The sequence below is a fragment of the Pseudomonas sp. W4I3 genome, assembly GCF_030816195.1.
GTDB lineage: Bacteria > Pseudomonadota > Gammaproteobacteria > Pseudomonadales > Pseudomonadaceae > Aquipseudomonas.
In genome coordinates this window covers 1,604,964-1,618,554 of sequence record NZ_JAUSXS010000001.1, presented here as the reverse complement: position 1 = coordinate 1,618,554, position 13,591 = coordinate 1,604,964, and the positions used below count along the sequence as shown (strand labels likewise).

Sequence of the window (13,591 nt, the reverse complement as noted above, 5' to 3'; positions counted from 1 at the left end):
AGCCTTTCATGCATCACATGACTCTGGCCGAGATCGCCCGCGGTCTCGCCGACAAAACGTTTTCTTCCGAAGAGCTGACCACGACCCTGCTGGCGCGTATCGCCGAGCTGGACCCGAAGGTCAACAGCTTCATCAGCCTCACCCCGGAGCTGGCCCTGAGCCAGGCCAAGGCCGCCGACGTACGTCGCGCCAACGGTGAGAACAGCGCCCTGCTCGGCGCCCCGATCGCCCACAAAGACCTGTTCTGCACCCAGGGCATTCGCACCAGCTGCGGCTCGAAGATGCTCGACAACTTCAAGGCGCCCTACGACGCCACCGTGGTCTCCAAGCTGGCCGCCGCCGGGGCCGTGACCCTGGGCAAGACCAACATGGACGAGTTCGCCATGGGTTCGGCCAACGAGTCGAGCTACTACGGCGCCGTGAAAAACCCGTGGAACCTGGACCACGTACCGGGCGGTTCGTCCGGTGGTTCGGCCGCTGCCGTTGCCGCGCGCTTCCTGCCGGCCGCCACGGCCACCGACACCGGCGGCTCGATCCGCCAACCAGCCGCGTTCACCAACCTCACCGGTTTGAAGCCGACCTACGGTCGCGTTTCCCGTTGGGGCATGATTGCCTACGCCTCGAGCCTCGATCAGGGCGGCCCGCTGGCGCGCACGGCTGAAGACTGCGCAATATTGTTACAAGGTATGGCCGGCTTCGATAAACAGGACTCCACCAGCATCGATGAGCCGGTGCCGGACTACAGCGCCAGCCTGAATACTTCGCTCAAGGGCCTGCGCATCGGCGTACCCAAGGAATACTTCAGCGCAGGCCTCGACCCGCGGATCGCCGAGTTGGTGCACAACAGCATCAAGGAGCTTGAAAAGCTCGGTGCGGTGATCAAGGAAATCAGCCTGCCGAACAACCAGCACGCGATCCCTGCCTACTACGTGATCGCCCCGGCCGAAGCCTCCTCCAACCTGTCGCGGTTCGACGGCGTGCGCTTCGGCTATCGCTGCGAAAACCCGAAAGACCTCACCGACCTGTACAAGCGCTCCCGTGGCGAAGGCTTCGGCCCGGAAGTACAGCGCCGGATCATGGTCGGTGCCTATGCCCTGTCAGCCGGCTATTACGACGCGTACTACCTCAAGGCGCAGAAGATCCGTCGCCTGATCAAGAACGACTTCATGGCTGCCTTCGAAGAAGTCGACGTGATCCTCGGCCCAACCACGCCGAACCCGGCCTGGAAGATCGGCGCCAAGACCGGCGACCCAATCGCCGAGTACCTGGAAGACCTCTACACCATCACCGCCAACCTCGCGGGCTTGCCGGGATTGTCCATGCCCGCCGGTTTCGTCGATGGCCTGCCGGTTGGCGTGCAACTGCTCGCCCCGTATTTCCAGGAAGGCCGCCTGCTCAATGTGGCGCACCAGTACCAGTTGAACACCGACTGGCACACCCGCACCCCTACCGGCTTCTGAGGAGAACACTATGCAATGGGAAGTTGTGATCGGGCTGGAGATTCATACCCAGCTCGCCACCCAATCGAAGATTTTCTCCGGTAGTGCCACCACGTTCGGCTCCGAGCCCAACACCCAGGCCAGCCTGGTCGACCTGGGCATGCCCGGCGTGCTGCCGGTGCTGAACCAGGAAGCGGTGCGCATGGCGGTGATGTTCGGCCTGGCGATCGACGCCGAAATCGGCCAGCACAACGTGTTCGCGCGCAAGAACTACTTCTACCCGGACCTGCCCAAGGGCTACCAGATCAGCCAGATGGAACTGCCGATCGTCGGCAAGGGCCACCTGGACATTCCCCTGGAAGACGGCACCATCAAGCGCGTCGGTGTAACCCGTGCGCACCTTGAAGAAGACGCCGGCAAGAGCCTGCACGAAGAATTCCCCGGCGCCACCGGTATCGACCTGAACCGGGCCGGTACGCCCTTGCTGGAGATCGTGTCCGAGCCGGACATGCGCAGTGCCAAGGAAGCCGTGGCCTACGTCAAGACCATCCACGCGCTGGTCCGCTACCTGGGCATCTGCGACGGCAACATGGCCGAAGGCTCGCTGCGTTGCGACTGCAACGTGTCGATCCGTCCCAAGGGCCAGGCCGAGTACGGCACCCGCTGCGAGATCAAGAACGTCAACTCGTTCCGTTTCATCGAGAAGGCGATCAACAGCGAAGTCCGTCGCCAGATCGAACTGATCGAAGACGGCGGCAAGGTGATCCAGCAAACGCGCCTGTACGACCCGAACAAAGACGAGACCCGCGCCATGCGCAGCAAGGAGGAAGCCAACGACTACCGTTACTTCCCCGATCCGGACCTGCTGCCCGTGGTGCTGGAAGATTCGTTCCTCAACGATATCCGCGCCACCCTGCCAGAGTTGCCGCAGCAAAAACGCGAACGGTTCCAGGAGCAGTTCGGCCTGTCGGTCTACGATGCCAGCGTATTGGCGTCCAGCCGCGAGCAAGCCAACTACTTCGAAAAGGTCGTGAGCATTGCCGGCGACGCCAAACTGGCGGCGAACTGGGTCATGGTCGAGCTGGGCAGCCTGTTGAACAAGCAAGGCCTGGAAATCGACGAAGCACCGGTGAGCGCCGAACAACTGGGCGGCATGTTGCTGCGCATCAAGGACAACACCATCTCCGGCAAAATCGCCAAGACGGTGTTCGAAGCGATGTCCGCCGGTGAAGGCAGCGCCGATGAGATCATCGAGAAGCGCGGCCTCAAGCAAGTCACCGACAGCGGCGCCATTTCCGCCGTGCTCGATGAAATGCTCGCGGCGAACGCCGAGCAGGTCGAACAATATCGCGCCGCTGACGAAGCCAAGCGCGGCAAGATGTTCGGCTTCTTTGTTGGCCAGGCGATGAAAGCCTCCAAGGGCAAAGCCAACCCGCAACAAGTCAATGAACTGCTCAAAAGCAAGCTCGAAGGCTGACAACGATGAACGGGCCGGACGGGATTTCATGCTCGACCCGGCCACCCTGTGGGAGGGGGCTTGCTCCCGATAGCGGTGATTCAGTCAACACATCAGTGACTGGCTCACCGCTATCGGGAGCAAGCCCCCTCCCACATTTGTTATGGGTACCTTGATCAATGAAGCGTCTACTCGGCCTTCTGGCCCTGTTCTCCCTGCTGACCGGTTGTGCCAGCGGCGTCATCGACCCCAACGGCTACGACGAAACCGGCACCGCTTCCTATTACGGTGCCAAACACCATGGCAAAAGAACCGCCAGCGGTGAAGCCTTCAACCAGAGCGCCCTGACCGCCGCCCATCGGCGCCTGCCCTTCGGCACCCAGGTCAAGGTCACCAATCTCGACAACAACCGATCTGTCGTAGTGCGTATCAATGATCGCGGCCCGCATACCCGTGGGCGACTGATCGACCTTTCCCGCAAAGCCGCCGAGCAATTGCGTATGCTGGGCAGCGGCACCGCGCGGGTGCGGGTGCAAGCCCTGAACAACTGATAGAGGCCGCCTTGAGCATTTTTGGATTGAACGCCCTCTCGCCGTGGAGCCTGCTGGAACTGGTCAGCGGCCTACTGCTGTTGATCGTCGGCGCTGAAGTGCTGGTACGGGCTGCGGTGCGCCTGGCCGCCAGCCTCAAGGTGCGACCGCTGATCATCGGCCTGAGCATCGTGGCCTTCGGCAGCAGCGCACCGCAGATGGCCGTCAGCCTGCAGGCCACCCTGGCCGGCAACACCGACATTGCCGTGGGCAGCGTGATCGGCAGCAGCATCTTCAATATCCTCGTCACCCTGGGTTTGTCCGCGCTGATCATTCCGTTACGGGTGTCACGGCAACTGGTGCGCCTGGACATCCCGGTCATGATCGTCGCCGGCCTGTTGGTGTTCGTCCTGGCGGCCAATGAGGCACTGACGCCGTTCGACGGGCTGATGCTGCTGGTTGCACTGCTGGCCTACCTCGGCGTGCTGCACTACCAGACGCGCCACTCCCGTCGTCCTCGCACCCTCGCCACCGTGACCCGGGCGCCCTGGCTGAGCAGCGTGCTGTTGATGCTGGGCGGATTGCTGGTGCTGGTGCTGGCCGGGCACTTGCTGCTGGGTGCGGCCGTGGAGGTGGCGAGCGATCTGGGCTTGTCGGAGCGCATCATCGGCCTGACGCTGATCGGCGTCGGCACCTCGCTGCCCTGCCTGGCGACCTCGCTGATTGCCGCCTTGCGCGGCGAGCGGGAAATTGCCGTGGGCAATGTGATCGGCAGCAACCTGTTCAACCTGCTTGGCGTGCTGGGCTTTACCGCACTGGTAGCGCCATCGCCGCTGTCGGTCTCACCCAACGCCCTGGACTTCGACCTACCGGTCATGCTCGGCGCCATTGTCCTGTGCCTGCCCGTGTTCTATACCGGCTACCGCGTCACGCGCGTCGAAGGCCTGGTGTTGCTGGGGCTCTACCTGGCGTACGGCCTGCATGTGATGGCGTTTACCACTGGCATGCCCCTGGCCGCCAGGCTGGAACAACTGATGCTGTTTTACGTCCTGCCAGCGTTAGTGGTGGTGCTGCTGTTCACGTCGCTGCGCGCGTGGCACCGCCAACACAAGAGGGAGTCGCAATGACCGATCAGGAAAAAGCTTAGATCCAGCCACCCGCCTGCAACACGAAGATGCCGATATTCGTGGTCACCGCCGCCATCAGCGTGGTGATCACGATAATCGCCGCCGCCAGTTCATGATTGCCCTCGGCCGCCCTGGCCATCACGAAGCTTGCCGCGGCCGTCGGCGCGCCGAAGTACAGAAACAGAATGCCCAGCTCCGGCCCACGGAACCCCAGCAGCCATGCGCCCAAGGTGGCGATCACCGGCAGCCAGACCATCTTCATCAGGCTGGCGCTCAAGGCCATTTTTCCGCTCTTGCGCAGCGCCGCCAGGGACAAGGTGCCGCCAATGCAGATCAGCGCCAAGGGTAAGGTGGTGTCCGCCAGATACTGCATGGATTTTTCCAGCCAGCCCGGCAGGCCAATCTGGAAATAGGCAAACGGCGCAGCGACGATCACGCTGATGATCAGCGGGTTGGCCACCACACTCTTGAAGATGCTCCACGGGTCGGATTTGATCACCGGGCTGTACACCGCCAGCACGATGGTCGACAAGGTGTTGTAGAACAGGATCACCAACGCCGCGAGGATCGCACCGAGGGAAATGCCGTAGTCGCCGTACATGCTGGCAGCCAGCGCCAGGCCGATCACCCCGTTGTTGCCACGAAACGCGCCCTGGGTATAGATCCCCCGGTCTTCGCGCTTGCAGCGCAGAATCGCCCAGCCCCACGCCATGGCAAAGCTCACCAATGTGGCCAGGGCAAAGTAGATCAGCAAACCGGGTTTGAGCGCTGAATGCAGGTCGGCATGCAGGATGCCGAGAAACAGCAGCGCGGGCATGGTGACGTTGAACACCAGGGACGAAGCGGTGTGGATAAAGTTGTCGTTGATCCAGTTGATGCGCTTGAGCAGCACACCGAGAAACAGCATGGCGAACACCGGCGCGGTGATGGTGAGCGTGGTGAGGAAAATTGCCAGCATGCCGGGGGGAACCTTGGTGAGCGTCGTGAGTGGGCTAATGATAAGCCATACAGCTCGAGGGTGCCTGATAGACCGCTATCGGGGGCAAGCCCCCTCCCACACTTGACCGCATTCCTGCAGGCTGAACGCGGTCAAAATGTGGGAGGGGGCTTGCCCCCGATGCAGACGACCCGGTCTCAGGTAATCGGCGCCGGGTTGAACAGGGTGATGTCGTTGTGCAGCTTGTGCCGCTCCGCCCACGTCTGCTTCTTGCCGCTCGCCACATCCAGATAGAAGTGAAACAGCTCCCAGCCCAGTTCCTCGATGCTCGCGCGCCCGGTGGCGATGCGCCCGGCGTCGATATCGATCAGGTCCGGCCAGCGCTGCGCCAGCTCAGTGCGCGTCGACACCTTCACCACCGGCGCCATCGCCAGGCCGTAAGGCGTGCCACGTCCAGTGGTGAACACGTGCAGGTTCATGCCCGCCGCCAGTTGCAAGGTGCCGCACACGAAGTCACTGGCCGGGGTTGCGCAAAAAATCAGGCCCTTGCCCTTGAAGCGCTCGCCGGGGCCGAGCACACCGTTGATCGCGCTGCTGCCGGATTTGACGATAGAGCCCAACGACTTCTCGACGATATTCGACAGCCCGCCCTTCTTGTTGCCCGGCGTGGTATTGGCACTGCGATCCGCCTCGCCCTTGGCCAGGTAACGGTCGTACCAGTCCATCTCCCTGACCAGTTCCTGAGCCACTTCCTTGCTCTCAGCCCGAGACGTCAGCAGGTAAATCGCGTCCCGGACTTCGGTCACTTCGGAAAACATCACCGTCGACCCGGCCCGCAGCAACAGGTCTGACGCGTAACCCAGCGCCGGGTTGGCGGTGATGCCGGAAAACGCATCACTGCCACCGCATTGCATGCCCAGGATCAGCTCGGACGCCGGCACCGTTTCGCGGCGGCGCTGGTCGAGCTTTTTCAAGCGCACCTCGGCCAGCGCCATGATCTGTTCGATCATCTCGGTAAAGCCGTGGCTGGAATCCTGCAACCGATACAGCCAGGGCTCGCTCAGGTCGACGGAGCTGTCGTTGTCGTGCATCACCTGCCCGGCCTGCAATTTCTCGCAGCCCAGGCTGATCACCAGGGCTTCGCCGCCCAGGTTCGGGTTGCGCGCCAGGTTGCGCACGGTACGGATCGGGATGTAGGCATCGGTCGCCGTGATCGCCACGCCGCAGCCGTAGCTATGGGTCAGCGCCACCACGTCATCGACGTGGGGGTACTTGGGCAGCAACTCGTCCTTGATGCGCTTGACGGCATGGTCCAGCACGCCGGTCACGCACTGCACCGTGGTGGTGATACCCAGGATATTGCGCGTGCCCACGGTGCCGTCGGCGTTGCGGTAACCCTCGAAGGTAAACCCCTCCAGCGGCGCCTGGGTTTCAGGCACCTCGGTAGACAACGGAAGGCTGTCCAGCGGCGGCGCGGTGGGCATGCGCAGTTGGTCTTCCTGCACCCAGCTGCCACGCGGGATCGGCGCCAGCGCGTAGCCAATCGTCTGGCCGTAGCGAATGATCTGGCCGCCTTCGGGGATATCTTCCAGGGTCACCTTGTGGCTCTGGGGGATGAAATCCACCGTGACCAGGCCGTCCGGGAATTCGGTCCCGGCCGGTACGCCCTGATCATTCACCACGATCACCACATTGTCGCGCTCGTGCAAACGAATCGAGCGCGGCGAGTCGGCATGTTCAATCAACTGCATCACACGAACCTCAAGAATGCGCTTGGGAAAGGTTGGTCAACTCAGGCCCTTTGCTTGGCGGCTCCTTGAGCACCACGCGCTTGATCGGGCCGACAATGACCAGGTAGCTGAACACCGCCACCAACGCGTTGGCACCCACGAACACCAGGGCCCATTTGAACGAGCCGGTGGTGCTGATGATGTAGCCAATCACAATCGGCGTGGTGATGGAGGCCAGGTTACCGAAGGTATTGAACAAGCCACCACTGAGGCCGGCGATCTGTTTCGGCGAGGTGTCGGAAACCACCGCCCAACCGAGTGCGCCAACGCCTTTGCCGAAGAAGGCCAAAGCCATGAAGCCCACCACCATCCACTCAACGTCCACGTAGTTACACGCAATGATACTGCTGGAGACCAACAGACCGGCAATGATCGGCGCCTTGCGAGCGAAGGTCAGGGAGTGGCCCTTGCGCAGCAGGTAGTCGGAAATCACCCCGCCGAGCACACCGCCGATAAACCCGCAGATCGCCGGCAGCGAAGCGATGAAACCGGCCTTGAGGATGGTCATGCCACGGTCCTGCACCAGGTACACCGGGAACCACGTCAGGAAGAAATACGTGATGCCGTTGATGCAGTACTGGCCCAGGTAAACGCCGAGCATCATGCGATTGGTCAGCAACTGCCGAATGTAATCCCACTTCGGTCCGTCGGTTTTCTTACCTTTGCCTTTGTCCTGGTCCATGTCGACCATCGCGCCATTGGCGGCGATGTGATTGAACTCGGCCTCGTTAATCATCGGATGCTGGCGCGGGCTGTGGATAACTTTCAGCCAGACCAGCGAGAAGACGATGCCAATTGCGCCCATCACGATAAACACGTGCTGCCAGCCGAAGCTGTAGACGATCCAGCCCATCAACGGTGCAAACAGCACGGTGGCGAAGTATTGCGCAGAGTTGAAGATCGCCGATGCCGTGCCGCGTTCAGCCGTGGGGAACCACGCCGCCACGATGCGCGCATTGCCCGGGAACGAAGGCGCTTCGGCCAAGCCCACCAGAAAGCGCAGCATGAACAGCGCGACGACTGCGGTGGAGACGCCGAACTCACCGACATAGCCTTGCAGCACGGTGAACAGTGACCAGGTGAAGATGCTCAGGGCATAGACTTTTTTCGAGCCGAATCGGTCGAGCAGCCAGCCACCGGGAATTTGACCGGCGACGTAGGCCCAACCGAATGCAGAGAAGATATAACCAAGGGTGACCGCGTCGATGCCGAGGTCTTTTTGCAGGCTGGAGCCGGCGATGGCGATAGTGGCACGGTCGGCGTAGTTGATCGTGGTCACCAGGAACAGCATGAGCAGGATCAAATAGCGGACGTGGGTCGGCTTGGTCGCTTGCATGTAGAAGTACTCCCACTAATTATTTTTTTTGCGGGTAATAGTTGTGTGTTGCTTGATGCTGCCCCTTGTAGGAGCGAGCTTGCTCGCGAAAAGCCTCAACGAATACGCAGGCATTCAGGGTGCACGCGGTGTCCTTGAGTTTTTCGCGAGCAAGCTCGCTCCTACAGGTTACGAACCGATGTAGCTGGTTTTCACCACGGTGTAGAACTCTTGCGCATAGCGACCCTGCTCACGCGAACCGTAGGATGAACCCTTACGGCCACCGAACGGAACGTGGTAGTCCACGCCGGCGGTCGGCAGGTTGACCATGACCATCCCGGCCTGGGAGTGACGCTTGAAGTGGTTGGCGTACTTCAACGACGTGGTGGCGATACCTGCCGACAGGCCGAACTCGGTGTCGTTGGCCATGGCCAGCGCTGCCTCGTAGTCGGCCACGCGCACCACGTTGGCCACCGGGCCGAAGATCTCTTCACGGCTGATGCGCATGGCGGCTTCGCTGTCGGCAAACAGCGTCGGTGCCAGGTAGTAGCCTTCGGTGTCGCAGGTCACCAGACCGCCACCGCTGACCAGCCGCGCACCTTCGCTTTGGCCGATGTCGATGTACTTCATGTCCTGGTCCAACTGGGCCTGGGAAACCACCGGGCCAATGTCGGTGCCGCTGGTGAGTGCGTGGCCGACCTTGATGGACTTCATGCGCTCGGCCATGGCCGCGACGAACTGGTCGTGGATGCCGGCAGTAACGATCAGGCGGCTCGACGCGGTGCAACGCTGGCCGGTGGAGTAGAACGCGCTCTGTACCGACAGCTCGACGGCTTGCTTGAGGTCGGCGTCGTCGAGAATGATCTGCGGGTTCTTGCCGCCCATTTCCAACTGCACCTTGGCCTGGCGCGACACGCAACTGACCGCGATCTGACGGCCCACGCCCACCGAGCCGGTGAAGCTGATGCCGTCGACTTTGGGGCTGTTGACCAACACATCGCCGACGACGTGGCCGCTGCCCATCACCAAGTTGAACACCCCGGCCGGGAAACCGGCGCGGGAGATGATTTCAGCCAGGGCCCAGGCACAGCCGGGTACCAGTTCGGCCGGCTTGATCACCACACAGTTGCCATAGGCCAGGGCCGGGGCAATTTTCCAGGCCGGGATGGCGATCGGGAAGTTCCAGGGGGTGATCAAGCCAACCACGCCGAGGGCTTCACGGGTGACTTCCACGTTGACGCCCGGACGCACCGACGGCACGTAGTCGCCAGACAGGCGCAGGCATTCGCCAGCGAAGAACTTGAAGATGTTACCGGCGCGGGTCACTTCGCCGATGGCTTCGGGCAGGGTCTTGCCCTCTTCCCGGGCCAGCAGGGTACCGAGCTCTTCGCGGCGGGCGAGGATTTCGCTGCCGACTTTATCCAACGCATCGTGACGCGCCTGGATACCGGAGGTAGACCAGGCCGGGAAGGCGGCACGTGCGGCCTCGATAGCGGCGTTGACTTGGGCGACGTCTGCCTTGGCGTATTCGCCAATCACATCGGAAAGGTCCGACGGATTGATATTGCTGCAGTAGTCAGCGCCGGTTACCCATTCGCCGTTGATGTAGTTCTCGAAACGCTTTGCTTGGGACACGAATCTTCTCCTGACGCAAAAGGCCGCTGATTGCTCAGCGGCCTTGTTGATAAGTTATTGCGCGCCTTGCTTGTCGATCAGCGCGGCCAGGGCTTCGTATTCTTCTGGCAGCAGGTCAGTCAGCGGAGTGCGCACCGAGCCGGCATCGTAGCCGGCGATCTTCGCACCCGCCTTGACGATGCTCACGGCGTAGCCGGCCTTGCGGTTACGGATGTCCAGGTAAGGCAGGAAGAAATCGTCGATGATCTTGGCGACGGTGGCGTGATCATCCTTGGCAATCGCGTGGTAGAAATCCATCGCGGTTTTCGGAATGAAGTTGAACACTGCCGAGGAGTACACCGGCACGCCCAGGGCCTTGTAGGCAGCGGCGTAAACTTCTGCGGTCGGCAGGCCGCCGAGGTAGCTGAAACGGTCGCCGAGACGACGGCGGATCGACACCATCAACTCGATGTCACCCAGGCCATCCTTGTAACCGATCAGGTTCGGGCAGCGCTCGGCGAGGCGTTCGAGCAGTGGCGCGGTCAGGCGGCAGACATTGCGGTTGTACACCACCACGCCGATCTTGACCGATTTGCACACGGCTTCAACGTGGGCGGCAACACCGTCCTGGCTGGCTTCAGTCAGGTAGTGCGGCAGCAGCAACAGGCCTTTGGCCCCCAGGCGTTCGGCCTCTTGAGCGTACTCGATGGCCTGGCGGGTGGCACCACCGACACCGGCAAGAATCGGCACGCTGGTGGCGCAGGTATCAACAGCGGTCTTCACCACTTGGGAGTATTCGCTGGCGGCCAGGGAGAAAAACTCACCGGTGCCGCCTGCTGCGAACAGCGCCGTGGCGCCATACGGGGCAAGCCATTCCAGACGCTTGATATAGCCCGCCTGGTGAAAGTCACCCTGGGCATTGAAATCGGTCACCGGAAAAGACAGCAGACCGTGGGAGAGGATGGACTTCAGTTCTTGTGGATTCATTATTCGAACACCCTGGGCGAAGACTTTCTGAGGAAAGCGTTGTTGTTGGTTTAGATGATGTCGTACGTCATCGTACAACTATAAAAAGATTCGTCAACAGCAATTCATCACGTTCCTCCAGGCTGGCCGTTTACATGCCTCTCCTTGACGTAAGAAATTTCCGCTCTATGCTCTCGTTAGCTGTATATACATACAGCAATCAAGGAAGATTCTTACGACATAGCAAGGAGCTAACATGTCAGGTCTTGAATACGCCGTACCCACCAATAACCGCCCTACCCTGCGTTTCGAAGGGGGCGAACACACCGCCATCGGCGACGACACGCTGTTGCGTTTTGCCAAGGACGCCGCAGCGATCCCTGCGCGGCAAGTGGAACTGCATTTGCCCAACGGGCTGGCGCTGACCTATGGCCAGGTGATTGCCTTGGGTGGCGACTTCTACGGTATCCCCGGTCAACCTATCAGCGATGGCGCCTCCCCCACCGACCGCGTGCAACGTTTCACCGCAGCCTTCAATTCGCTGGCGGCACTGCCTGCTTCGCGGGAGGAAGCCGGCAAGATCCTGACGGTCATGCAAAAAGAGATCAACGCGGTCAAACAGGCCATCAAGGACGGTAAGCAAGCGCACGAAGCCTATGATGCCTTGGGTGATACGTTGTCCGAAGAGTGGAACCGCATCACCGGTGGCGGCAGTGCGGTTTCGGCACTGATCCCGCTGGGGCGCTACCTGAAACTGGCAGCGGACAATGCCGATCATTTTGGCGAATGGGCCTTGTCCGCCTACCTGGCCGGCCACACTGCGGCGTTGCAGCAGGCGGTCGTCGCGCACCAAACCGGCACCGACCAGGCACTGGAATTGGCGTACGCCATGAACAGCTTTGCCGATCACTTCCTCACCGACCTGTTTTCCGCCGGCCATTTGCGCGTCCCACGCAAGCAACTGGCAGCGGTGGTCACGCCAGGAGAGCTGGGGTCTCTTATCAGCCGCTTCATGCATGATGAAGACAGCAAATTCGGCCTCAAGGTGCGCAATGCCATGGGGGCTCAATGGCACGCCTATGGCGATAAACGCTACTTCGATACGATCGATGAGGACAACCGAGCCCAGGTTAAGCAGGCGGTACAAGCCTCAGCCGATGAGATTTTCGAGACTTTCCTCAGCGGCGTGGCGCCCTCACCGGCCACCTTCAAGGCACCGTTGTATGTGCCGGACCTGAATGCCGTGCAGAACCCGGCGAATAACTTCTCGCCGCTGTTCAAGATGGAGGGGGACAAGGTGTTGCGGCGCAAAGAGGTGAATGATCTGAACGACAAGCACTGGACGAATGACTGGTGGGGGTGGAGTACGTACCTGCTGCTCAAGGACTACACACCCAATCAACCCACCCGCTAACGGTTGATACCTTCTGCAGGAGCGAGCTTACTCGCGAAGAACCTAGGGCCAGAGCGCACATTCTGAATAAAACGCGGTGTCCTTGAAGCTTTCGCGAGCAAGCTCGCTCCTACAGATCAATGGTTCAACCGCGCTGCGCCTGCGCCTCTTCATGAGCATGGCGCAGCCGCTCGCGGCTATTAGTCAAATGCAGGCGCATCGCCGCACGCGCCGCATCCGAATCCTGGCGCGCAATTGCCTCATAAATCTCTTCGTGCTCGCGGCTCAGGCGGCCCATGTAATGCTGCTGGTCATCATGGGCCAGGCGCGCTGAATTCAGGCGGGTACGCGGAATGATGCTGGTGCCCAGGTGGGTCATGATGTCGGTGAAGTAACGGTTGCCGGTAGAGAGTGCAATTTCCAGGTGGAAAGCGAAGTCGGAGGCGACTGCATCGCCAGCATGCGCCGCGCTTTCATTAAGCGCATCGAGGGCCGCGCGCATGGCGCTGAGCTGCTCGTCGCTGCGGCGTAAAGCAGCCAGACCGGCAGACTCCACTTCCAGGCTGATACGCAGCTCCAGGATCGCCAGCACATCACGCAACGTCACCACAGTGGCCGGGTCGATTCGGAAACCGCTCGGGCTTGGTGTATCCAGCACAAAGGTGCCGATACCGTGCCGCGTCTCCACCTGCCCCGCCGCCTGCAAGCGCGAAATAGCCTCGCGCACCACGGTGCGGCTGACACCATGGGCCTCCATGATTGCCGACTCGGTGGGCAGCTTGTCGCCACGCTTAAGCTGACCGTCGCGGATTTGTTCGGACAACACCGTGACCAATTCCTGGGCAAGACTACGGCGCTTGCGGGGCAGACGTGGGGCAGCGCTGGCGTTTTCCATGATGAATCATCTTTCTCGGCGAACTGAAGACGCATCATAGCCCATGGCGGTTGTACGATCACCGTTCCTGTCGTGACTTTCATTCTCTGCCCGGCAGGCAAAAAAATGCCCCGGCAACCGCCGAGGCAT

Annotated in this window: 11 protein-coding genes; 5 read left to right on the top strand and 6 right to left on the bottom strand. The window is 61.3% G+C overall.

From position 1 onward, the window contains the following. Positions 1–8 precede the first annotated feature (8 nt). The 4 genes from gatA (at position 9) to QF045_RS07215 (ending at position 4,552) form a co-directional block, all read left to right on the top strand. Positions 9–1,460, top strand: a complete 1,452-nt coding sequence (gene gatA / locus QF045_RS07230; RefSeq protein WP_306491621.1) for an Asp-tRNA(Asn)/Glu-tRNA(Gln) amidotransferase subunit GatA — start codon at positions 9–11, stop codon at positions 1,458–1,460. A gap of 10 nt (positions 1,461–1,470) precedes the next feature. Next, complete coding sequence (gene gatB / locus QF045_RS07225; protein ID WP_306491620.1) at positions 1,471–2,916, top strand: Asp-tRNA(Asn)/Glu-tRNA(Gln) amidotransferase subunit GatB; 1,446 nt, start codon at positions 1,471–1,473, stop codon at positions 2,914–2,916. Between the two features lie 158 nt (positions 2,917–3,074). Continuing rightward, complete coding sequence (locus QF045_RS07220; protein ID WP_306491619.1) at positions 3,075–3,446, top strand: septal ring lytic transglycosylase RlpA family protein; 372 nt, start codon at positions 3,075–3,077, stop codon at positions 3,444–3,446. 59 nt (positions 3,447–3,505) lie between these two features. Continuing rightward, a complete protein-coding gene (locus QF045_RS07215; protein ID WP_306494865.1) occupies positions 3,506–4,552 on the top strand; it encodes a calcium/sodium antiporter in 1,047 nt (348 codons plus the stop codon). A gap of 16 nt (positions 4,553–4,568) precedes the next feature. On the opposite strand, the gene QF045_RS07210 is transcribed toward QF045_RS07215, so the two are convergent. The 5 genes from QF045_RS07210 to kdgD form a co-directional block, all read right to left on the bottom strand. Beyond that, positions 4,569–5,510, bottom strand: coding sequence for an AEC family transporter (locus tag QF045_RS07210; protein ID WP_306491618.1), 942 nt, complete (start codon positions 5,508–5,510; stop codon positions 4,569–4,571). Positions 5,511–5,686: 176 nt separating this feature from the next. Further along, on the bottom strand, positions 5,687–7,240 hold the full coding sequence (garD, locus tag QF045_RS07205; protein WP_306491617.1) for a galactarate dehydratase: 1,554 nt from the start codon (positions 7,238–7,240) through the stop codon (positions 5,687–5,689). A 10-nt stretch (positions 7,241–7,250) separates the two neighbouring features. Then, positions 7,251–8,615: an MFS transporter gene (locus QF045_RS07200; protein WP_306491616.1), complete on the bottom strand. Its 1,365-nt coding sequence runs from the start codon at positions 8,613–8,615 to the stop codon at positions 7,251–7,253. Positions 8,616–8,783: 168 nt separating this feature from the next. Next, a complete protein-coding gene (locus tag QF045_RS07195) occupies positions 8,784–10,229 on the bottom strand; it encodes an aldehyde dehydrogenase family protein (RefSeq protein ID WP_306491615.1) in 1,446 nt (481 codons plus the stop codon). 54 nt (positions 10,230–10,283) lie between these two features. Then, positions 10,284–11,195: a 5-dehydro-4-deoxyglucarate dehydratase gene (kdgD, locus tag QF045_RS07190; RefSeq protein WP_306491614.1), complete on the bottom strand. Its 912-nt coding sequence runs from the start codon at positions 11,193–11,195 to the stop codon at positions 10,284–10,286. A gap of 235 nt (positions 11,196–11,430) precedes the next feature. Here kdgD and QF045_RS07185 point away from each other — a divergent pair, with 235 nt between their 5' ends. Further along, the gene (locus QF045_RS07185) at positions 11,431–12,588 is read left to right on the top strand and encodes a phospholipase (protein ID WP_306491613.1); all 1,158 of its coding nucleotides are present in this window, start codon (positions 11,431–11,433) and stop codon (positions 12,586–12,588) included. Between the two features lie 124 nt (positions 12,589–12,712). Here the strand turns inward: QF045_RS07185 and QF045_RS07180 are convergent, their stop codons facing one another. Beyond that, complete coding sequence (locus QF045_RS07180; protein ID WP_306491611.1) at positions 12,713–13,462, bottom strand: FadR/GntR family transcriptional regulator; 750 nt, start codon at positions 13,460–13,462, stop codon at positions 12,713–12,715. Positions 13,463–13,591 lie beyond the last annotated feature (129 nt).

Coding starts and splice junctions, on each gene's coding strand:
- garD (WP_306491617.1), bottom strand. CDS start 7,240: ATGCAGTTGATTGAACATGCCGACTCGCCGCGCTCGATTCGTTTGCAC.
- QF045_RS07200 (WP_306491616.1), bottom strand. CDS start 8,615: ATGCAAGCGACCAAGCCGACCCACGTCCGCTATTTGATCCTGCTCATG.
- QF045_RS07220 (WP_306491619.1), top strand. CDS start 3,075: ATGAAGCGTCTACTCGGCCTTCTGGCCCTGTTCTCCCTGCTGACCGGT.
- QF045_RS07210 (WP_306491618.1), bottom strand. CDS start 5,510: ATGCTGGCAATTTTCCTCACCACGCTCACCATCACCGCGCCGGTGTTC.
- gatB (WP_306491620.1), top strand. CDS start 1,471: ATGCAATGGGAAGTTGTGATCGGGCTGGAGATTCATACCCAGCTCGCC.
- QF045_RS07185 (WP_306491613.1), top strand. CDS start 11,431: ATGTCAGGTCTTGAATACGCCGTACCCACCAATAACCGCCCTACCCTG.
- gatA (WP_306491621.1), top strand. CDS start 9: ATGCATCACATGACTCTGGCCGAGATCGCCCGCGGTCTCGCCGACAAA.
- kdgD (WP_306491614.1), bottom strand. CDS start 11,195: ATGAATCCACAAGAACTGAAGTCCATCCTCTCCCACGGTCTGCTGTCT.
- QF045_RS07180 (WP_306491611.1), bottom strand. CDS start 13,462: ATGGAAAACGCCAGCGCTGCCCCACGTCTGCCCCGCAAGCGCCGTAGT.